Origin of the sequence: Sediminibacillus massiliensis (assembly GCF_900156915.1) — a bacterium.
GTDB classification, from domain to species: Bacteria; Bacillota; Bacilli; order Bacillales; family Amphibacillaceae; genus Sediminibacillus_A; species Sediminibacillus_A massiliensis.
Genome location: NZ_LT732535.1, coordinates 1 through 18,913 on the forward strand (window position 1 = coordinate 1; position 18,913 = coordinate 18,913).

General features: G+C 40.2%; 19 protein-coding genes and 2 other annotated features. Of the genes, 18 read left to right on the forward strand and 1 reads right to left on the reverse strand.

Annotated features, from left to right (window positions below; all coding sequences use genetic code 11):
* Nucleotides 1–1,019: 1,019 nt before the first annotated feature.
* The 17 genes from polA (at nucleotide 1,020) to CZ434_RS00585 (ending at nucleotide 17,410) form a co-directional block, all read left to right on the forward strand.
* A complete protein-coding gene (gene polA, locus CZ434_RS00505; RefSeq protein ID WP_077621277.1) occupies nucleotides 1,020–3,662 on the forward strand; it encodes a DNA polymerase I in 2,643 nt (880 codons plus the stop codon).
* Nucleotides 3,663–3,680: 18 nt separating this feature from the next.
* Nucleotides 3,681–4,505: a DNA-formamidopyrimidine glycosylase gene (mutM, locus tag CZ434_RS00510; protein ID WP_077621278.1), complete on the forward strand. Its 825-nt coding sequence runs from the start codon at nucleotides 3,681–3,683 to the stop codon at nucleotides 4,503–4,505.
* 91 nt (nucleotides 4,506–4,596) lie between these two features.
* Nucleotides 4,597–5,226: a sporulation membrane protein YtaF gene (gene ytaF, locus CZ434_RS00515; RefSeq protein ID WP_077621279.1), complete on the forward strand. Its 630-nt coding sequence runs from the start codon at nucleotides 4,597–4,599 to the stop codon at nucleotides 5,224–5,226.
* Nucleotides 5,227–5,238: 12 nt separating this feature from the next.
* Nucleotides 5,239–5,838 carry a dephospho-CoA kinase gene (coaE, locus tag CZ434_RS00520; RefSeq protein ID WP_077621280.1) on the forward strand — a complete coding sequence of 200 codons (600 nt, stop codon included), beginning with the start codon at nucleotides 5,239–5,241 and terminating at the stop codon, nucleotides 5,836–5,838.
* Between the two features lie 152 nt (nucleotides 5,839–5,990).
* Nucleotides 5,991–7,022 (forward strand): glyceraldehyde-3-phosphate dehydrogenase, encoded by a 1,032-nt coding sequence (locus CZ434_RS00525; protein ID WP_095742877.1) that lies wholly within the window; start codon nucleotides 5,991–5,993, stop codon nucleotides 7,020–7,022.
* Between the two features lie 428 nt (nucleotides 7,023–7,450).
* A complete protein-coding gene (speD, locus tag CZ434_RS00530) occupies nucleotides 7,451–7,828 on the forward strand; it encodes an adenosylmethionine decarboxylase (protein WP_077621282.1) in 378 nt (125 codons plus the stop codon).
* 160 nt (nucleotides 7,829–7,988) lie between these two features.
* Nucleotides 7,989–8,396, forward strand: coding sequence for a cytosolic protein (locus CZ434_RS00535; RefSeq protein WP_077621283.1), 408 nt, complete (start codon nucleotides 7,989–7,991; stop codon nucleotides 8,394–8,396).
* 33 nt (nucleotides 8,397–8,429) lie between these two features.
* Complete coding sequence (gene nrdR, locus CZ434_RS00540; protein ID WP_077621284.1) at nucleotides 8,430–8,891, forward strand: transcriptional regulator NrdR; 462 nt, start codon at nucleotides 8,430–8,432, stop codon at nucleotides 8,889–8,891.
* A gap of 41 nt (nucleotides 8,892–8,932) precedes the next feature.
* The gene (locus tag CZ434_RS00545; protein WP_077621285.1) at nucleotides 8,933–10,303 is read left to right on the forward strand and encodes a replication initiation and membrane attachment family protein; all 1,371 of its coding nucleotides are present in this window, start codon (nucleotides 8,933–8,935) and stop codon (nucleotides 10,301–10,303) included.
* A 27-nt stretch (nucleotides 10,304–10,330) separates the two neighbouring features.
* Nucleotides 10,331–11,266, forward strand: coding sequence for a primosomal protein DnaI (dnaI, locus tag CZ434_RS00550; protein ID WP_077621286.1), 936 nt, complete (start codon nucleotides 10,331–10,333; stop codon nucleotides 11,264–11,266).
* Nucleotides 11,267–11,526: 260 nt separating this feature from the next.
* Nucleotides 11,527–12,375 carry a sporulation protein YtxC gene (gene ytxC, locus CZ434_RS00555; protein WP_245830903.1) on the forward strand — a complete coding sequence of 283 codons (849 nt, stop codon included), beginning with the start codon at nucleotides 11,527–11,529 and terminating at the stop codon, nucleotides 12,373–12,375.
* 53 nt (nucleotides 12,376–12,428) lie between these two features.
* Nucleotides 12,429–12,651 (forward strand) — a binding site (T-box leader).
* Nucleotides 12,652–12,742: 91 nt separating this feature from the next.
* Entirely contained in the window at nucleotides 12,743–14,692 is a 1,950-nt protein-coding gene (gene thrS / locus CZ434_RS00560; protein ID WP_077621287.1) for a threonine--tRNA ligase, read from the forward strand.
* A 232-nt stretch (nucleotides 14,693–14,924) separates the two neighbouring features.
* Nucleotides 14,925–15,044: a sequence feature (ribosomal protein L20 leader region), on the forward strand.
* An 81-nt stretch (nucleotides 15,045–15,125) separates the two neighbouring features.
* The gene (infC, locus tag CZ434_RS00565; RefSeq protein WP_143262156.1) at nucleotides 15,126–15,629 is read left to right on the forward strand and encodes a translation initiation factor IF-3; all 504 of its coding nucleotides are present in this window, start codon (nucleotides 15,126–15,128) and stop codon (nucleotides 15,627–15,629) included.
* A gap of 108 nt (nucleotides 15,630–15,737) precedes the next feature.
* A complete protein-coding gene (rpmI, locus tag CZ434_RS00570; RefSeq protein ID WP_077621288.1) occupies nucleotides 15,738–15,935 on the forward strand; it encodes a 50S ribosomal protein L35 in 198 nt (65 codons plus the stop codon).
* 47 nt (nucleotides 15,936–15,982) lie between these two features.
* Nucleotides 15,983–16,339: a 50S ribosomal protein L20 gene (gene rplT, locus CZ434_RS00575; protein ID WP_077621289.1), complete on the forward strand. Its 357-nt coding sequence runs from the start codon at nucleotides 15,983–15,985 to the stop codon at nucleotides 16,337–16,339.
* A gap of 107 nt (nucleotides 16,340–16,446) precedes the next feature.
* Nucleotides 16,447–16,716 carry a DUF1294 domain-containing protein gene (locus CZ434_RS00580; RefSeq protein WP_245830904.1) on the forward strand — a complete coding sequence of 90 codons (270 nt, stop codon included), beginning with the start codon at nucleotides 16,447–16,449 and terminating at the stop codon, nucleotides 16,714–16,716.
* An 88-nt stretch (nucleotides 16,717–16,804) separates the two neighbouring features.
* The gene (locus tag CZ434_RS00585; protein WP_077621291.1) at nucleotides 16,805–17,410 is read left to right on the forward strand and encodes a TVP38/TMEM64 family protein; all 606 of its coding nucleotides are present in this window, start codon (nucleotides 16,805–16,807) and stop codon (nucleotides 17,408–17,410) included.
* Between the two features lie 496 nt (nucleotides 17,411–17,906).
* Here the strand turns inward: CZ434_RS00585 and CZ434_RS00590 are convergent, their stop codons facing one another.
* Nucleotides 17,907–18,293 carry a sigma-w pathway protein ysdB gene (locus CZ434_RS00590; protein WP_077621292.1) on the reverse strand — a complete coding sequence of 129 codons (387 nt, stop codon included), beginning with the start codon at nucleotides 18,291–18,293 and terminating at the stop codon, nucleotides 17,907–17,909.
* Between the two features lie 123 nt (nucleotides 18,294–18,416).
* Here CZ434_RS00590 and CZ434_RS00595 point away from each other — a divergent pair, with 123 nt between their 5' ends.
* Nucleotides 18,417–18,899 carry a dUTP diphosphatase gene (locus tag CZ434_RS00595; RefSeq protein WP_077621293.1) on the forward strand — a complete coding sequence of 161 codons (483 nt, stop codon included), beginning with the start codon at nucleotides 18,417–18,419 and terminating at the stop codon, nucleotides 18,897–18,899.
* Nucleotides 18,900–18,913: the final 14 nt, after the last annotated feature.

An 18,913-nucleotide genomic window follows, 5' to 3' on the forward strand; every position in this document is an offset into this window, starting at 1 on the left:
TTCCGTGGGGAACGCTTCAGCCAGGGTACTACTTGAGTAGGCTCCTTTGCTCCCTTGGGACTGCGATTACTCGTCCCACCGAAGACCTTTTGGGACTGCGATTACTCGTCCCACCGAAAACCATGCGCCGAGGAATCTTACTACGAAGCGATACTAGAAGACGCAGGCGCATCACTGCGGGGTCTTCAGACTGTTCCTTTCCCACTGGAGTCTCGCATTTTTCCGCAGCTTGGTATAGTTTTCTGATTTGGTGAGAAGTAATCCTGAAAAGTGTCTAACATGGTAATTCCTATTATAAATGGAAAAATCCTTTGCGCAGCGGGGGATAGAACACGGTGATTCTTCCAGGAACAGCACTCCATGCTTTCGGAATTCCAGGACTTTTTACAAGACACCCATGCATTTACACTGCGAGCAGAAAATCGAACTTTTTTTCAAGGAGTGTCGCATTCTTCCTCTGCTTTCGATAGATATCTTAATGTGATAAGTGTTCCTAAAGTATGTCTAACATGAGGTATTTCTAACTTCAAAATTCAGAAAATCCCTAACAGCGAAGTGTTCTGCCTCCGCTGTTTGTATGTTTCTGCATTTTGGATAGAAAAAATCTCAATAACTTCTCAACTGTTATTTTCTCTAACTATTACAGAATGCCATAACAAGCTGCGGTAAAATGCGAGACTCCTACGGGAAAGGAACAGTCTGAAGACCCCGCAGTTGGCGTTTTTTTGCCAGCGAGGAGGCTGAAGCGTTCCCTGTGGAAAGCGAGTATTTTACCGTAGCGCCGGGTTAGTACATACCTGTAAAGGATTAGAGAAAGTCTCTCTGAGATAAATTGTCCACTAGTTCTCAATTCTTCTCAACTGTAAATCTTAAAAGAGAGTATAAAGCGATTAGTATCAGCCTCGAATAACGGGGTCCTTTTTTATATTAGAGCCCAAACGTGATAGAATGTACTTTAGTAGACGAGGACGAAGAATTTTTACATAATAGGAAAATAGATATTTAAAGGAGTGCCTGTCATGTCGAACAAGCTTGTATTAATTGATGGAAATAGCATCGCCTACCGGGCTTTTTTTGCTCTCCCGTTATTGAATAACGATAAGGGCGTTTATACGAATGCTGTTTATGGCTTTACAAATATGTTGTTGAAAATACTCGAGACGGAAAAACCTTCCCATCTACTGGTTGCTTTTGATGCGGGTAAAACGACGTTCCGTCATAAAACCTATACAGAATATAAGGGAGGCAGACAAAAAACGCCGCCCGAACTATCTGAACAGTTTCCTTTGTTGAGGGAAGTTTTGGATTCATTTGCCATATCACATTATCAATTACCTCAATATGAAGCAGATGATATTATCGGTACACTTGCGAAACAAGCAGAAAAAGAGGATTGGGATGTTACCGTGATTTCAGGTGACAAAGACCTTCTGCAGCTTGTTTCCGATAAAGTTACTGTAAGTCTGACAAAAAAAGGGCTGAGTGATATTGATGCATACACTCCCTCTTTTATGGTGGACAAAATGGAAGTCAGTCCTGACCAGATAATTGATATGAAAGCGTTGATGGGGGACAGTTCTGATAACATTCCCGGTGTTCCCGGTATAGGTCAAAAAACCGCTGTTAAGCTGTTAAAACAGTATCAGACATTGGAAAACCTCTATGAAAACATTGAAGGGGTCAGCGGAAAGAAACTAAAAGAGAAATTGGAAAATCACAAAGAAGATGCTTTCATGAGTAAACAACTTGTCACCATTTCCTGTGATTCTCCTGTAGAAATCGGTCTTGACCAAATTGTTTATGAAGGATATCAGTCACATAATGTGAGTAGCATTTTTAAGGAACTGGGCTTTCAATCGTTGCTTGACAGAGTTGGAGGAGAACTGGCCGAAGGTGACAACGCGGAAAATATGGAACTTCCAGAAATCGAGGTTGTCGTCCTGGATGATTTGGAAGAAGATTTATTTACCGGTGAAGAAGCGCTTGTTGTAGAAATGCTCCATGATAATTATCACAGGGAACCGATCAAGGGATTTGGCATTTCCAACAACAATGGAAATTACTTCATTCCTACCGATGCGGCCGTAAATTCCGAGGTTTTCAAAAGATGGGCAGAAGATCCTGCAAACAAAAAATGGGTATTCGATGCCAAAAAGACAATGGTTGCACTGCTGAACCAAGATATCCACATGAAAGGTATCGATTTTGATTTATTGCTTGCTTCCTATCTGCTCAACCCATCCGAAAATAATCATGATATCCCGGCGATCAGCCACCGTATGGGTGAAAAAGATGTGAGTTTCGACGAGGAAGTATATGGAAAAGGTGCAAAAATGAAGCTGCCTGAACAGGAGCTATTTCAAGAACATTTGGCACGGAAAACGAACATGATATTTCGCTTGAAAGATAAAATGGAAGAACAACTTCGTGATAATCAACAATTCAACTTATTCAAAGAAATGGAAATGCCATTAGCAGTAATTCTGGGTGAGATGGAGCACCAAGGTGTACGGCTCGATGTGGAACGCTTGCAGGAAATGGGTAATGAACTGCAAGCACGGTTGACCGAGATAGAAAAAGAAGTCTTTGAACTTGCCGGGGTAGAATTTAATTTGAATTCGCCAAAACAATTGGGGCCTATCCTGTTTGAGAAGTTGAATTTGCCGGTGATTAAGAAAACGAAGACAGGTTATTCTACATCGGCTGATGTATTGGAGCAATTGCAGGACCAACATGAAATCATTCCGAAATTATTGATGTACAGACAATTGGGCAAACTGCAATCAACATACATCGAAGGACTGCTTAAAGTTGTTGACAAGAAAACGAATAAAATCCATACCCGTTTCAACCAGGCACTTACCCAAACAGGACGCTTGAGTTCTATAGAACCTAATTTGCAAAACATCCCTATCAGGCTGGAGGAAGGCAAAAAAATCAGGCAAGCCTTCACCGCAGAGAAAGAAGATTGGATAATATTTGCCGCAGATTACTCTCAAATCGAGTTAAGGGTTTTAGCTCATATTGCCAATGATGAAAAGTTAATTGAAGCATTTACAGAAGATCGTGATGTCCATACCCAGACCGCAATGGACGTTTTTCATGTCAATGAATCAGAAGTCACTTCTAATATGCGCAGGCAGGCTAAAGCAGTGAACTTTGGCATTGTTTATGGAATAAGTGATTATGGATTATCGCAAAGTCTTGGAATAACCAGAAAAGAAGCCAAAAAATTTATTGATCGTTATTTAGACAGTTATCTTGGTGTGCGTGATTATATGGAAGAGGTCGTTCAGGAAGCGAAGCAAACAGGCTATGTTACTACACTTATGAAAAGAAGAAGATACTTACCTGACATTACGAGCAGAAACTTCAACAAGCGAAGCTTTGCCGAACGAACTGCTATGAACACTCCGATCCAGGGAAGTGCTGCGGACATAATCAAACTTGCTATGATCAATCTTCATGAAATGCTAAAAAATGAAGGATTGCAAGCCAAGATGCTATTGCAGGTACACGATGAATTAATACTGGAAGCGCCTAAAGATGAACTGGAAAAGTTGAAAGAATTAGTTCCAGCGGCGATGGAAAGCGCGGTCGAATTGAATGTACCGCTTAAAGTGGATATTGCCTATGGAAAAACGTGGTATGATGCAAAATAGCAAGGAGAGAGACTTTGAATGCCAGAGTTGCCGGAAGTAGAAACTGTAAGAAAGACACTATTGCACCTTGTAAAGAACAAAGAGATTAACGATGTACAGGTGTATTGGGACAATATCATCAAAAAACCCGCACAACAGGAAATTTTTAAGCAAAGTTTAATCGGACAGACAATTCATGATATCAGAAGAAAGGGCAAGTTCTTGCTTTTTGACTTGAATGATTATGTATTGGTTTCCCATTTGCGGATGGAAGGAAAGTATGGTGTCTTTCCATCTTCCACTCCATTATTGAAGCATACACATGTCGTCTTTGCTTTTACGGATGGGGAGGAACTCAGATATAACGATGTCCGTAAATTCGGGACAATGCATCTGTTTAAAAAGGGAGAAGAAGCAGCAGATAAACCTTTAAGCTTGTTAGGACCAGACCCTTTTGAAGATGACTTCGATTTATCCATATTTCAGTCGAAAATACAAAAAAGCGAACGTTCAATTAAGGCCATCCTGCTTGATCAGTCAGTGATAGCAGGTTTGGGAAACATCTATGTGGACGAGACATTATTCAAGGCGGGAGTTCATCCAGAACGGAGAGGATCAAGTCTTACGGAAAAGGATATAAGCAAAATTCACCATGCTGCTGTCGATACGCTCCTGTTGGCGATTGAGCAAGGAGGTACGACGATACGGTCTTATGTTAACAGTCAGGGACAGATCGGTATGTTTCAGCAGGAGTTATTCGTATATGGGCAACATAATGAACCTTGCAAAAAATGTGGTTCGCCAATTGCAAAAATAAAAGTGGGGGGAAGGGGTACTCACGTCTGTACCACTTGTCAGAAGTAATAAGAAGAGTTCCGAAACAGGAAAAAGCACAGCAGAATAGTTACCGCCATATACTGAACGTGTAAAAGTATAGGTAAAGGGGCTATTTTGCATGGTCGATTTCTCTACATTTATACTACTAGCTGTAGCAGTCAGCTTGGATAGTTTCATGGTAGGCTTTACTTATGGAATCCGTAAGATGGTTCTACCTGTCCGTTCTATTTGGATCATAGCGGTAATTACGGGAATCGTATTTTTCCTTTCCATGAGTATCGGTGCCTTGATCACTTCTTTTCTCTCTCCGCGCGTAGCGGAAGTAATCGGGGGGAGTGTGCTAATCCTAATAGGAATCTGGGTTATTTATCAATTTTTCAAAACAGATAGATCGGAGAATGAAACACCGGTCTTGTTAAAATTGGAGATAAAGTCTTTGGGGATTGTTATTCAAATTTTGAAGAAACCTATGACAGCTGATATGGATAAATCGGGGAAAATAACTGGCATCGAAGCATTTCTGCTTGGTCTGGCCCTCTCTGTAGATTCGCTGGGAGCGGGAATAGGTGCTGCCATGCTCGGTTTTACTCCTGTTTATGCAGCAACTGGCATTGGAGTAACAACAGGATTATTCCTGGCAATAGGATTGAAAAGTGGTTATTTGTTTTCCTACTGGAACTGGCTGCATCGATTGACTTTTTTACCCGGGATTATCTTGATTTTAATCGGAATATTTAAAATGACGTAGAGGTGTTATATGATGGCGGTCGTAATCGGTTTAACAGGCAGTATAGCCAGCGGAAAAAGTACGGTATCGACTATGTTTGAAAAATTAAACATTCCTGTGGTAGATGCTGACAAATTATCACGGGTGGTGGTGGAACCGGGCGAAGAAGCTTACAGAAAAATAGTGCATGCTTTTGGTGAAGACATTCTATTGGAAGATAAACAGATAAACCGGGAAAAATTAGGCCGACTCATTTTTTCCGATAAAATGAAGCGGCAAAAGTTAAACGAAATCGTCCATCCTGCAGTAAGGAAAGAAATGATTGCTGAAAAAGAAAGGTATCTAAGCCAAGGAGAAAAAGCTGTTGTCTTGGATATCCCTCTATTGTTCGAGAGCAATCTCGCACATTTTGCAGATAAAACCATCGTTGTATTTGTCGATCAGGAAGTTCAAATCGACAGGCTTATGAAAAGAAACAACTTTACTAGGGAAGAAGCGATGGATCGGATTAATTCTCAAATGAGTTTGTCGGAGAAAGTGAAACTCGCCGATGAGGTGATAGACAATAACGGCTCCATAGAAAACTCCTATGAACAGTTGCTGCATATTTTGAAAAATTGGGGCATATTTTAAAAAACCTGGATTATTTCCAGGTTTTTTTATTTTGGAAAACAGGCATAGGTTTTTGAGTCATTTCTTTTGAAAATCAAACATAATATTTTTAATGTGTTATACTTAATATTAGAAATGTTATTTAAAGTATATCATATTAGGGGGTTATGAATGTGGTTACTCGGATTGCTATAAATGGTTTTGGGCGTATTGGCAGAATGGTGTTCAGAAAAGCATGTAAATCGGAGCAAATCGAAATCGTTGCTGTCAATGCAAGCTATCCTGCAGAAACGTTGGCTCATTTAATCAACTATGATAGTGTCCATGGGCAATTCAGTCCGAAAGCAAGAGCCGTCGCAGGAGGAATCGAAGTGGATGGGAAGAAAATTCATTTAACATCCAGCCGTGAACCTTCCGAATTACCATGGAAAGAATATGATATAGATATTGTTATTGAAGCCACTGGAAAATTCCGATCGAAAAGTGAAGCATCGCAGCATCTAAAAGCCGGAGCAAAAAAAGTGATTATAACTGCACCGGGAAAAAATGTGGATGCAACATTTGTAATGGGAGTAAATGAAGAAAAGTACGATCATACACGACATCATGTTCTTTCAAATGCTTCGTGTACGACAAACTGTCTGGCACCAGTCGTCAAAGTGATCGATGAAGCTTTTGGCATTGAAAATGGCATGATGACTACCATCCATTCTTTTACAAATGATCAGAAAAATCTGGATAACCCGCACAAGGATTTACGGCGTGCAAGAGGTTGCACACAGTCGATCATACCTACTTCTACAGGGGCAGCCAAAGCACTTAGCGAAGTGCTGCCTAATATGAAAGGCAAGTTGCAGGGGATGGCATTGAGGGTACCTACACCAAATGTTTCCTTAGTTGATTTGACAGTAGACGTAGCCTCCTGTGTCAATAAAGAAGAAGTCAATCAGCTGTTTGAAAGAAGAGCCGCTGCAGATTTAAAAGGAATTTTGGGATTTAATACAGAACCTCTTGTATCCTCGGATTACTGTACAACTGAGTATTCCGCAGTAATTGACGGATTGTCCACGATGGTAATTGATTCCAAAAAGGTGAAAATCCTCGCCTGGTATGACAACGAGTGGGGGTATGCGTGTCGTGTCGTCGACTTAGCCTGCCATGTCGGCATGGCTATAAGCCGCAGCGAAAGAGTTTACGTCTCCTAGCTGGATAATATCCATTGATTGCCTCATACTAAAAAAGACTGCCAATGCCCTGGCAGTCTTTTTACCTCTTTTATGCCTTTTCAAGTATGTAAAAAAATTCACGAACATGCTTGCAAAAACAAGATAAACAATATATACTTTTTTTGCACCTGGAAAGTAGATGTTTATTTCCACATGGAAAAACCGTCTATTTCCAAAATAAATGTTTTAGATGAAATGCAATTGAGGTATACAATAAAAGCGAAAGTTAATTAAGGGTTGAGAAACCATGGCTTTGGCGATAGAAGAGCCGCATTTCTCTTTTCTTCTAAATAAGTATGTTGTAATGCCTGCTTAAAGGGTTAGGACCTCTCAGGACTAACTTTCCCCCGTGGTGGTTCATGCTTTATTTAGGAGGCAATTCTTTATTTACGAGGGGGATTTTATCAATGGATACAATGGGCAGACACGTTATAGCAGAATTATGGGATTGCAATATAGATAAACTAAACGATATGGGATTGATTGAGCAAATCTTTGTGGATGCAGCACTGAAAGCTGGTGCGGAAATCCGGGAAGTTGCTTTTCATAAATTCGCCCCGTATGGCGTGAGTGGTGTCGTTATTATTTCAGAGTCGCATTTAACAATCCACAGCTTTCCGGAACATGGATATGCAAGCATAGATGTTTATACTTGCGGAGATATTATTGATCCCAATGTGGCTGCGGAATATATCGCTGAAGCGCTTGAATCGAAAAAAAGTGAAAAAGTGGAAGTTCCTAGAGGGATGGGGCCTGTCAGCCTTAAACAGACAAATGCTCTGTAATAACCCAAAACCGGAAGTCCTTGCTGTAATTCAGCAAGGGCTTTTTACCTTTTAAAGAGGCCATAAAAATTAATAGAAATTTTTGATTATCGTTTAAATGTCAAAAACGTGTTAAAATAAGTTAATAAAGTCATTGCGACATTTAAAACGAGGTGCTTTCATGAACTTTCGACAATTTTTCAGTAAGTTTTTTAACAATCATTCCGAAACAAGTGAAAATCACTGGGACCAGAATTTACAAACACATTATTTTAAAACGACCAAAGATAAAGGTTTCCAGGTGATTGAAGATTATTTCAACAAATCCAGTAACTGCGAAATCGTGGCGTTATCCAAGGAGCACGGTGAGATCAGTGTGAATTTCTCCAAAGGGAGAAAAGCGTTTGTCGTTGCCACTGTCATTATGGTGAGACCTTACCGGACTGCTGTAGATTTTTCTGTTACCACAGAATCGGTAATACCTTTCGACCTGGGCTACAGTCATAATTTAATACCTAAACTATATGATGAATTGAAGAAAGAACTCACGTACATAGAAGATCCTAAGAGAAACAATGCACAAGTTTAGAAAAACCTGTATCCAATGTGGAGATGATACAAAATGAGATGTCCCAATTGCCAATATAAAAGTACAAAAGTGTTAGATTCCCGCCCGATTGAAGAAGGACGTTCAATCAGAAGGAGAAGGGAATGCGAAGAGTGCGGGTTTCGGTTTACTACATTCGAGCGTCTAGAAGAAGTTCCTTTGATTGTAGTAAAAAAAGAGGGTACTCGGGAAGAATACAGTAGAGAAAAACTGATGCGGGGACTTATTAAAGCATGTGAGAAAAGGCCTGTTGCTTTGGAGCAGATTGAATCGGTAGCTGTGGAAGTGGAAAAAGAACTCCGTAACCGGGGAACCTCTGAGATACAGAGCAAAGAAATCGGGGAGATGGTGATGGACAGATTGTCTTCTATCGACGAGGTAGCTTATGTACGGTTTGCTTCCGTGTATAGACAATTTAAAGATATCAGCGTTTTTCTGGACGAATTGAAAGACTTAATAAGATCAGATAAAAAGTAACACCATTCGCAGGAGAGGTTGTTTTGGAAGGAGGCTATCAAATGGAGCAACAACATATTGGTAAATTGCTGCCGATTGAAGGGTATCAAATTAATTTGCAAAAAGATTTGCCAACAGACTATCAACTGGCGCTCACCCATCTGTACCAGCCACTGATTGGCAGTGAAGCGGTTTCTTTATACCAGACACTCTTAAGCGAATATTATTTGAAGACTTCTGCTGTCGAACCTAAAACGCACCATACTCTCATGAATTATCTGTCCCTACCTCTTGATAAGATCTATCAATCCAGATTGAGGCTTGAAGCTATCGGTTTAGTCAATACATACAAGAAAGAGACTTCCCAAAAGAATATTTATTCTTATGTATTAAACCCGCCTTTTTCACCGTCGGCCTTTTTTGACGATGGGATGTTATCGCAGCTTTTGTATCATCATATCGGTGAGAACAAGTATATGGAATTGGTTCAAGCATTCGGTGAATATAAACCGAAGGCAGATATAGAGGGAGAGGAAGTCACTGCCGACTTTTCTGACGTTTTCAGTACCTTTCCCGCTTCTGCCGATTGGAAAGAAGATACACCAGGTTTCAGCGAAAAGGAAAAAACGGAAGGTCCGACAATTTCCGCCAATCATGCTAATATTGACTTTCCATGGATTGAGCAGATGTTGAGACAACGCATGCTGCCTGTTTCAAGAATTTTGACCTTATCCAACAAAAAACTGGTCAATCAAATGGTGGTGCTTTATGGCCTTACCAGCCAAGACGTAGAGAATGCTATTTTTTGGGCTGTAAACGATGAGAACTATTTAGATGTTAATGAGTTTAAAACGGCTTGTCATGATTTATTCCAGTCCCGTCAAGACAAAGCGGAAATCAGATTGGTGGAACGGACAACTTCAGAAGAAACAGATAAGAAGAAGGAACCACAAACAAAAGAAGACAAATTTATGCATTTGCTCGAAAATATTTCGCCAAAACAATTATTGGAAGACTTATCGGGCCAAGCTGCTTCTGCTCAAGATTTGAAGGTGATCCGTGATGTAATGTCCCAACAAGGACTTTCCACAGGAGTTATGAATGTGCTGGTCCATTATGTCCTTCTAAAGACAGATATGAAACTGTCAAAGGCCTACCTCGAGAAAATAGCCAGCCATTGGGCCCGGAAAAATGTGAAAACCGTTAAACAGGCAATGAATTTGGCAAAATCTGAGAATCGCAAATACCAGCAGTGGGGCAACAAGAAATATTATAATAAGCCGGCAAATAAGGAAGTAATCCCTGATTGGTTTAAAGAAAGAAAGCAGGCGGAGAGTTCAAACTCGGAGAGCCCTGTCCAAGTCATAGACCAGGGACAGGAAACCGAAACGGAAGACATCGCTGCATTGTTGAAACGTTATTCGGAAAGTTAATGTATATTTTAATAAGGATGATTGTATATGGAACCAATTCAAGCTTCTCTGAAAAAATGGATGAGAGACAATAAGAATTTTTTAAATAACTTCAACCAATTGCGAAGCGAAGTGCTGAATGATTCGGAAATCAAACAAGTTATCCATAACAACCCGCAATTATCAGAGACAGACATCGATAAAAATCTGATGAAATTATATGAATTCAAATCCCAGTCGAAGAATTGCGTCGATTGCCCTTCTTTGGATAAATGCAAGAATATACTATCCGGTTATACTCCTTATCTTCAAGTGGAGGAAAAAAGCATCCGGTTATCCTATGAGAAGTGTTACCGGAAAGTACAGCGTGACGAACAGGAAAAGCATAGGACAATGGTGCAAAGCTTATACATGCCAAAAGATATATTGGAAGCTTCTCTTCAGGAGATTGACCACAGCGATCCGGAGCGCCATCTTGCCATAAGAAAAATTGTGGCATATCTGGATACAGTGGAGCCTGAACATCTTCCTTCGAAAGGGCTCTATCTATATGGTCCATTCGGGGTGGGGAAAACCCACTTCCTTGGGGCTTTGGCAAATGAATTAGCTAAGAAGAAAATTCAATCGATGCTTATTTATATGCCGGAATTCGTCAGAGAGATAAAAGCTTCCCTGAAAGATGATTCCATAAATGAAAAAGTAGACTATTTCAAAAAAATCCCTGTGCTGATGATAGATGATATAGGCGCTGAGTCGCAGTCAGCCTGGTTCAGGGATGAAATCTTGGGTTCGATACTACAATATAGGATGATGGAAAGATTGCCTGTTTTTTTCACTTCCAACTACAGCTTCGCACAACTCGAAAAACATCTAGCGACAACCAACCGCGGCGATATGGATGAAGTGAAAGCGGGAAGGATATTGGAAAGGATCAAACAAGTAAGCGAAGAAATCCCTTTATTCGGAGCAAACAGAAGAAGTTAACGAAAATCCTGATATTTTCAGGATTTTTTTATTTGCCTTCTTTATCCAGACTATGGCCCTGCGACTTCTCTCTTCAAGCACCTATTATAACCTTGTCATCAAAAACTTCTGTGACTTAATTTTAGTGCGAACTCCCCCCACGTTCTTCTCAGAAGGAAGGGGATGTTAAATCTATCGTTTTTTCTTCAAGTAGATAACTCATTTTTTTGCTTGTTCACCCATATAATGTAACAGCTTGATCGTGATGAGGGTGATGATTATTGCTTGATATATATTTCCGTTCTACAAATGAAACCATGACATTCTGTGACCGTATTGTTCAATATGGACATGAAGTGGAATTAAATTGGAAAACGAACAAGGAGTGGGGGAATCAGATAAGAATTCCGGAAGATGGTCATTCGTCAAAACAATTGGCTAATGCAGGCAGGGCAATGATGGAAGTGTTCATTAAGCACAGGGAAGCAGATATGGTAAGACAAACCATACAGCAAGTGTATTATTTCAAAGATAAAGAGGAGGTGCAACGGATCCTCGATTTGACTCAGGCCATGATCTCGGATTCCGAAGGTGATGGAGGGGTATTTCCTCAATCGGTTGACCTTCGAAAGGAATTGTTAAAATCGTTTAATGAAAATGTCCTGGAGGAAAAAACAATCCATTTTGATTCGATTGTAAAATTCCGTCTTCAAAACTACCGGGAAGCTCTTAAGGAAGTGGTCGGGCTGGCCATAGATGAGTTCAAAAGAGAAGAAGATTATCAGTCATTCGTACAATCTTTGCGTGAGTATGTTGCAAAAAAGAAATCGAAATTCAATACAGTTCATATAATCCAAGGGAACGATTTCAAGTTTTTCAAAGCGAATGGAAAGCCTTTTTCAAAAATGGAAATTAAAATGTTGATTCAACAGGAGCCTCTTTACATAGTTGGATTGGATGATAACGAATTGAATTTGACCCCGTTACTTGCGATGTCTCCTGAAAAGATTATCATCTATGGAGACCATCCTGCTGAACCGAAAACGTTGACATTGATCAATGTATTTCAGGAGAAAGTCGTTTTTAAGCCATTTAGTAATTTTCCATTCCCTAATTATTTAAGAAATTGATATACAGGCTTGACTTTTTCATTGGTATGTAGCTATAATACGGTCATATATGATTAATGGTAATGATGAGGATAAGATCAATGTTTCAGGAATACTATTAGAGAGGGAAGCCGTCTGGCTGAAAGCTTCCTGTATATCCGGCATTTGATTACCACCTTTGAACTCTGCTTTGGAATATGAGTAAATTGCAGCGTCCCATCTACGTTACAGATGCTTAATGAGCCGCATTTTTGCGGGAATTAGGGTGGAACCACGAGTACAACGCTCGTCCCTTAGCTTTTCTGCTGAGGGACGGGCGTTTTTGGTTTAACCGGAGAAGAACCTCATCCCTTACTAATGTACATTACAATGAATAGGAGCGAGAGCAATGGAGCAATCAATTTTTATAACATTCCCTGATGGCGCAAAGAAAGAATTTCCCAGAGGCACTACAGGCGAAGATATAGCTGCGTCTATTTCACCAGGTTTAAAAAAACAAGCGCTGGCCGTAAAACTGGACGGTGTTGCCTATGACTTACGTCGTGAACTTCCAGGAGACGGAACAATCGAAATAATTACAAATAAAAACCCGGAAGGCATTGAAATCATGCGTCATTCTACTGCTCATTTGATGGCGCAAGCAATAAAACGATTATATAAAGACGTCCAATTTGGCGTTGGTCCTGTTATTGAAGACGGATTCTACTATGACTTCGACATGGAAGAGTCCATCACACCTGAAGACCTTCCTAAAATCGAGAAAGAAATGCAGAGGATTGTCGATGAGAATTTAGATATCGTCCGGAAAGAAGTGCCGAGAGAACAAGCGAAAGAAATGTTCCGTGAAATCCGAGACGAATTGAAGTTGGAATTAATCGATGCTATTCCAGAAGGAGAAACAGTAACCATTTACGAACAAGGCGAATTCTTCGATTTATGTCGAGGGATACACGTCCCGTCTACAAGCAAGATTAAGATATTCAAATTGCTGAGTATTTCCGGTGCCTATTGGAGAGGCGACAGCAACAATAAAATGCTGCAGCGTATCTATGGAACTGCATTCGCCAAAAAAGCAGATCTGGATGAATACTTACGACTTCGAGAAGAAGCGAAAGAAAGGGACCATCGTAAGTTAGGAAAGGAATTGGATCTATTCACTGTCTCTCAACAAGTTGGACAAGGCCTGCCTCTATGGCTTCCAAAAGGTGCGACGATCCGCCGGACAATTGAACGCTACATCGTCGATTTAGAAGAGCGCCTCGGCTATAACCATGTATACACACCTGTTCTTGGCAGTGTCGATCTTTATAAAACGAGCGGCCACTGGGATCATTATAAGGATGATATGTTCCCTACAATGGAAATGGACAATGAAGACTTAGTTCTCCGTCCAATGAATTGTCCACATCATATGATGGTTTTCAAGAACGAATTGCATAGCTATCGCAATCTGCCTGTCCGCATAGCGGAACTGGGAACGATGCACCGCCATGAGATGTCTGGTGCTTTGGCAGGTTTACAGCGGGTTCGTGCCATGACATTGAATGATGCCCATATCTTTGCTCGTCCAGATCAATTAAAGGATGAATTTATCCGAGTTGTCCAACTGGTCCAGGCTGTTTATAAAGATTTTGGAATCGACGACTATTACTTCCGTTTATCTTACCGTGATCCAGAAGATAAAGAGAAGTATGTAGATAACGACGAAATGTGGGAGAAAGCCCAGGCAATGTTGAAAGAGACAATGGAAGATATGGAACTGGAATATGTGGAAGCAGAAGGAGAGGCTGCCTTCTATGGTCCAAAACTTGATGTACAGGTGAAAACTGCTCTTGGAAAAGACGAAACCCTCTCGACTGTACAACTGGATTTCCATTTACCGGAGCGATTTGATTTGACCTATATAGGAGAAGATGGAAAAGAACACAGGCCTGTAGTAATCCACCGTGGTGTCGTATCCACTATGGAAAGGTTTGTTGCCTTCTTGATCGAAGAATATAAAGGAGCATTTCCTACTTGGTTAGCGCCGGTTCAGGCAAGAATCATTCCGGTTTCCGGGGATATACACCGTGATTATGCCAAAAAGGTGGAGGAAGACCTTCGTTTTAAAGGTGTTAGAGTGGAAATAGATGAAAGAGACGAGAAAATCGGTTACAAAATCAGAGAAGCACAAATGGAAAAAATTCCTTTCGCTTTGGTAGTGGGGGATAAAGAAATGGAAGATGAAGCGGTCAATGTCAGAAGGTATGGTGAAAAGGATTCTGCTACAATGTCGCTCGCTTCATTTAGTGAAAAAGTGGAAACGGAAATACGCAACAAAACAATGACAAAAAAATGATGTACAAAAAGGTTCCTGGCTGTAAAACAGGAACCTTTTTTCCTTCTTAATAAAGGACTGAATGATTGAAAAATCGACCTGTAAGCGGGATATTTAAATTAGGGGTTGTTTTTTTGTTCAAATTAAGATAGTATAAAAGAGTCGTTTTTTTGAAAACCATAAAAATAGCTTAAAGAGTTGACATCTTGTTATTATCATGCTATCATTTTATAGGTGAAATTAAATATTGATCTGAGGCAAGTAGAAGCACCCGCTTCTCACCTGATTGACGCATTTGTGCAGTTAGCAGGTTAATTTCCGTTTAAATTAGGAGACGTGTGGGTGCAGTATGTACCGACACTTTTTTAATGTAAAAAAACAGCAGCGACTTGTCGGTGAAGATCGTATATATTTTTTCGATAATCTATGGAGGTGGCTCATTATTAGCAAAGATATGAATGTCAATGAGAAAATCCGCGCACGCGAAGTTCGTCTCATTGATTCCAACGGCGATCAACTTGGTGTCAAATCACGCCAAGAAGCATTAGAAATTGCTCAAACAAGGAATTTGGACCTCGTACTAGTAGCTCCAAATGCCAAACCGCCGGTATGCCGGATTATGGACTACGGTAAATACCGCTTCGAGCAGCAAAAGAAAGAGAAAGAGGCACGTAAAAAACAAAAAGTTATTAACGTGAAAGAGGTTCGTCTAAGCCCTGGGATTGAAGATCATGACTTCAATACTAAATTGCGCAATGCCAGAAAGTTCCTTGAAAAAGGGGACAAGGTGAAGGCCTCAATCCGCTTTCGCGGTCGTGCAATTACTCATAAAGAGTTGGGACAAGAGGTTTTGGAAAAAATGGCTGAAGAGTGTAAAGACATTTCCACCGTTGAAACCAAACCGAAAATGGAAGGCCGCAGCATGTTCCTTATGCTTGCACCTATTAACGAAAAATAACTTTCAAGCAACATTAACTCAAATAGTTGTTCAAGCGAGAGAGGGGAGCCCATTCTCCGGCTGATTTCACTCGTTAACTTGGACATTTCAACTCAAGGAGGAAGAAACATGCCAAAAATGAAAACCCACAAAGGGACTCAAAAACGCTTCAGAAGAACAGGTTCTGGGAAGCTTAAACGCTCTCATGCATATACTAGTCACTTATTTGCTAATAAGTCTCAAAAGCAAAAGCGTAAACTTCGCAAAAGTGCAATTGTATCTGCTGGAGATTACAAGCGTATCAAGCAAATGCTTCCAAACAAATAAAAACATCTCGAATGGAATTCGTTTATATATATTAGGAGGGAATTATTATGCCACGTGTTAAAGGTGGAACAGTTACACGCAGACGTCGTAAGCGCGTATTAAAGCTTGCTAAAGGATATTACGGTTCTAAACATGCTTTGTTTAAAACAGCTAAACAACAAGTAATGAAATCAGGTCAATATGCATACCGCGACCGCAGACAGAAAAAACGTGAATTCCGTAAATTATGGATTGCACGTATCAATGCTGCAGCCCGTATGAACGACCTTTCTTACAGCCGTTTGATGCACGGTCTTAAACAAGCTGGAATCGAAGTTAACCGCAAAATGCTTTCTGATCTTGCTATCAACGATGAGCAAGCATTTGCGCAACTTGCTGACAAAGCAAAAGCAGCTCTTAAATAAATCGATTTTTAAAACCATTCTCATCTCTGGAGGATGGTTTTTTTATAGAGGAAAGAAACAGGGACCAGGGAATTGTCTCAGAATAATCAATGGAGGAGCCGGAAAAATTGGATTATTTTTTATTGGTTTTTGGATATATGCTGGTAATGAGTCTGATATCCTTTTTGGTGATGGGAAGCGACAAGCGAAGATCGAAGAAGAGGAAGTGGAGAATCCCTGAGAAAAACATCTGGCTGATTTCCATACTTGGCGGAGCTGCGGGGAGTTATTTGGGGATGTACTTTTTTCGCCATAAGACCCGGCATACTTCATTCCGGATAGGGATTCCGCTATTGTTGATCATACAAATAGTCGTCTTGTTTACAGGATTTCGTTAAATAAGACAAGCCTTTTCCAATCGGTTGTCATATTGGCTCGTCTCTTGTCATAGAATCTATAAGACCGAAGGGGAGGGAGCAGGTTATCGTGGACCAAATTAGTGTGTACTTCCTGACTTTTATGGAGAATGGCGGTTTTTTAGCTCCTCTAATGTTTATCGGTTTTCATTTGCTAAGGCCTTTATTTTTTCTTCCAGTAGTTTTTATTTGTATTACAGGCGGGATTCTGTTTGGAGCAGTTGCCGGTACGGTTTATTCTGTCATTGGAATCTCTCTTTCCAGTCTTGTGTTTTACCGGATAAGTCGTTGGATGCCTGGGACCCTCAGCAGGCTGGTAAGAATGAAACAGAGGTTGATGGGGAAGGGATCGAATTTCACTACTTCCCAAGTTGCAATTCTCAGACTAGTTCCTTTCATTCACTTTCATCTTCTCTCCCTATGTATCTTGGAAGTGTCTGCTAATTTTAAAGATTACATGCGGTCATCGATCTACTCGAATATCCCGATTGCTGTGGTCTATACTTCGTTCGGCAAATGGATTTCCAGCTTTTCCCCCGTGCTAATGGCACTGTCTTTATTCCTTTTAATACCACTTATTTATTTGCTTCGGAGAAAAGAAATCAAAGTGGAATGGGAAGAATTCTTCCTAAGACAGCAAACTGCCGGCACCGAAGGCACACTTAAGAATAAATAGAGAAATTTTAAAAAACCGGCTTACAAGAAGCCGGTTTTTATCTTGAAAATTATTTACCAAAACGCCGCAATCTTTTCTCAATAAACCATAAACTACGACATAACTTTTTTAGTATAATTTCCTTCCATCCTTTTCGGATTCAGTGCTAAACCGACGCTGCGGAAAAATACTCGCTTTCCGCGGGGAACGCTTCAGCCTCCTCGCGAGCAAAAAGCACTCACTGAGGGGTCTTCAGACTGTTCCTTTCCCACAGGAGTCTCGCATTTTTCCTTCGCTTATGATGGAATTTCTGATTAAGTGTAAGGTGGACCTATAATATGACTAACCTGGGTTATTCCAATTAAAAATTGAGAAAATCCCTAACAGCGAAGTGTTCTGCCGCAGCGGGTATATCAACTTCACTATCATCAGAACAAGAGGAAGCTTCCCTTGAATGAATTTTCACAATGTCGCAGTTTCCCTCAACTGCTTATTAGGATACTTCTTTCTGCATGGATTATTTCAGGACGAGGAGCTTGTTGAGTGGGTGTTTCCACTCGACTTTCGCATATGGATAGCGAATCAGGATTTCCTTTTCCATGAAATGCAAATCGTTTCTCTCCAAGCCTTTTAATTGAGCAGGATGTTTAGCATAAACGCTTATATTGACGACGTCGAATGAATTTTCGGTTGTGCCTAAATATTTTTCGCCTTCAAAAATATAGCCTTTGTATGTCATAAGAAAATTTTTCTTAGTATTATCTGGTTCGTCCAAAAAGTAAAAATCCTTTTTATCTTTAGCGACTTCAAGTTTCCGATTGGGATTTATGATGTATTTATAAACCGTGTACAAAATAAATATTATCGCTGTCAGTATCAATAGGCGGAATAAAATGACTATCATGATTAACCGTCTCCCTATTCGTAGTTACTCATTTATACGGATGAAAACATATAAAGTTTCAAAAAATAGAAATATCCATGTTATAATCAAAAAAATTCACGAATAAGTGCAAGGAGGAATCTTATGGATTGGGAACATTTATTTCATACCCAAAATATATTGGATAAACACATAGCTGCAAACCATCAATTGGCGCCCGAACAGTTGATGGATAAAAAAATATTGGCTTTATTAGTAGAAGTGGGAGAACTGGCCAATGAAACACGCTGTTTTAAGTTTTGGAGCAATAAGCAGCAAAGTGAAAAGTCCGTCATCCTTGAAGAGTATGTAGATGGTCTCCATTTTATATTGTCAATTGGTCTCGACAGGAGCTTTTCTTATGAATCAGGAGCTGTGGCATCATCCTCTGACATCACGGAACAATTCAACCGTGTTTTCGAACAAATTATCGTACTTAAGCGAAATCCAAGTAAAGAAACGTACAAGGAATTGTTTGATACATACATTACCCTCGGCTACTCGCTTGGTTTCACAGAACAAGATATAATGTCCTCGTACGATGATAAAAATAAAGTTAATCACCAACGGCAGGAACAAGGTTATTAACCGGAATCGGTATT

Bases quoted from the DNA above. Each gene is read 5' to 3' on its own strand.
- polA (WP_077621277.1), top strand. From the start codon at position 1,020: ATGTCGAACAAGCTTGTATTAATTGATGGAAATAGCATCGCCTACCGG.
- mutM (WP_077621278.1), top strand. From the start codon at position 3,681: ATGCCAGAGTTGCCGGAAGTAGAAACTGTAAGAAAGACACTATTGCAC.
- ytaF (WP_077621279.1), top strand. From the start codon at position 4,597: ATGGTCGATTTCTCTACATTTATACTACTAGCTGTAGCAGTCAGCTTG.
- coaE (WP_077621280.1), top strand. From the start codon at position 5,239: ATGGCGGTCGTAATCGGTTTAACAGGCAGTATAGCCAGCGGAAAAAGT.
- speD (WP_077621282.1), top strand. From the start codon at position 7,451: ATGGATACAATGGGCAGACACGTTATAGCAGAATTATGGGATTGCAAT.
- CZ434_RS00535 (WP_077621283.1), top strand. From the start codon at position 7,989: ATGAACTTTCGACAATTTTTCAGTAAGTTTTTTAACAATCATTCCGAA.
- nrdR (WP_077621284.1), top strand. From the start codon at position 8,430: ATGAGATGTCCCAATTGCCAATATAAAAGTACAAAAGTGTTAGATTCC.
- CZ434_RS00545 (WP_077621285.1), top strand. From the start codon at position 8,933: ATGGAGCAACAACATATTGGTAAATTGCTGCCGATTGAAGGGTATCAA.
- dnaI (WP_077621286.1), top strand. From the start codon at position 10,331: ATGGAACCAATTCAAGCTTCTCTGAAAAAATGGATGAGAGACAATAAG.
- thrS (WP_077621287.1), top strand. From the start codon at position 12,743: ATGGAGCAATCAATTTTTATAACATTCCCTGATGGCGCAAAGAAAGAA.
- infC (WP_143262156.1), top strand. From the start codon at position 15,126: ATGAATGTCAATGAGAAAATCCGCGCACGCGAAGTTCGTCTCATTGAT.
- rpmI (WP_077621288.1), top strand. From the start codon at position 15,738: ATGCCAAAAATGAAAACCCACAAAGGGACTCAAAAACGCTTCAGAAGA.
- rplT (WP_077621289.1), top strand. From the start codon at position 15,983: ATGCCACGTGTTAAAGGTGGAACAGTTACACGCAGACGTCGTAAGCGC.
- CZ434_RS00590 (WP_077621292.1), bottom strand. From the start codon at position 18,293: ATGATAGTCATTTTATTCCGCCTATTGATACTGACAGCGATAATATTT.
- CZ434_RS00595 (WP_077621293.1), top strand. From the start codon at position 18,417: ATGGATTGGGAACATTTATTTCATACCCAAAATATATTGGATAAACAC.